The 1,072-nt window shown below is 67.6% G+C and carries 1 protein-coding gene; it reads left to right on the top strand.

The annotated features are described in order from the left end of the window. Nucleotides 1-1,072: condensation domain-containing protein (locus AB0B50_RS44650; RefSeq protein WP_362343873.1), on the top strand; the 1,072-nt coding region annotated here is incomplete at both ends.

Raw genomic sequence — 1,072 nt, 5'->3', positions numbered from 1 at the left:
AACAAACCCTCACCACCCTCTTCGCAGAAACCCTCGGCACCGACCACATCAGCATCGACGACAACTTCTTCCACCTCGGCGGACACTCCCTCCTCATCACACGCTTGGTGAGTCGGATCCGCAGCACCCTCGGGGTGGAAGTGCCGATTGCCGCGGTGTTCGAGGCGCCCACTGTGGCGGAACTGGCGACTCACCTCGCGGAAGGCAGCGGGGCCCGGAAGGCCTTGGCGCCGATGCCACGCCCCGAGGTGGTCCCCCTTTCGTTCGCCCAGCGGCGACTCTGGTTCCTGCACAAGCTGGAGGGCCGGACAGCGACGTACAACATGCCCCTGGCGTTTCACCTCACTGGCTCGGTGGATGCCGAGGCACTGCACGCGGCCCTGCGCGATGTGGTGGAACGCCACGAGTCGCTGCGCACCGTCTTCCCCGACGTCGGAGGCGAGCCACGCCAGTCGGTACTGGACAGTGCTGAGGCGGACTTCGGGTGGGAGCACCGTGCGGTGTCCACGCACGGGCTGTCGACGGCGCTGGAGGAAGCGGCGCGCTATGGCTTCGATCTCGCCACCGAAGTGCCCGTGCGCGCTTGGCTCTTCGAGGTGAATGACGGCGATAGCGTCCTGCTGCTGTTGCTGCACCACATCGCGGCCGACGGCTGGTCGATGGCCCCGCTGGCCCGCGACCTGGTGGCCGCCTACACGGCGCGTGCGCAGAGCAGCGTTCCGCAATGGTCCGCCCTGCCGGTCCAGTACGCCGACTACACCCTGTGGCAGCGCGAGCTGCTGGGGGACGAATCCGAGCCGGAAAGCCCATACGCCCGGCAACTCGAGTACTGGCAGCAGCAGTTGACAGCTCTGCCGGAGTTGGTGAGCTTCCCCACGGACCGTCCTCGACCGACCGTCGCCACCTACGAGGGCACCCATCTCGAATTCGAGCTGAGCGCCGAGCTCCACCAAGGGCTCAAACAGTTGGCGCAGCGCTCGGGCAGCACCGTGTTCATGGTCCTCCAGGCAGGCATGGCAGCGCTCCTCACCCGCCTCGGCGCCGGCACCGACATCCCCCTGGGCAGCGGCGT

The organism is Streptomyces sp. NPDC041068, assembly GCF_040647455.1.
Lineage (GTDB): Bacteria > Actinomycetota > Actinomycetes > Streptomycetales > Streptomycetaceae > Streptomyces.
The sequence above is the reverse complement of the archived record's forward strand: the minus strand, read 5'-3'. Positions and strand labels throughout refer to the sequence as shown.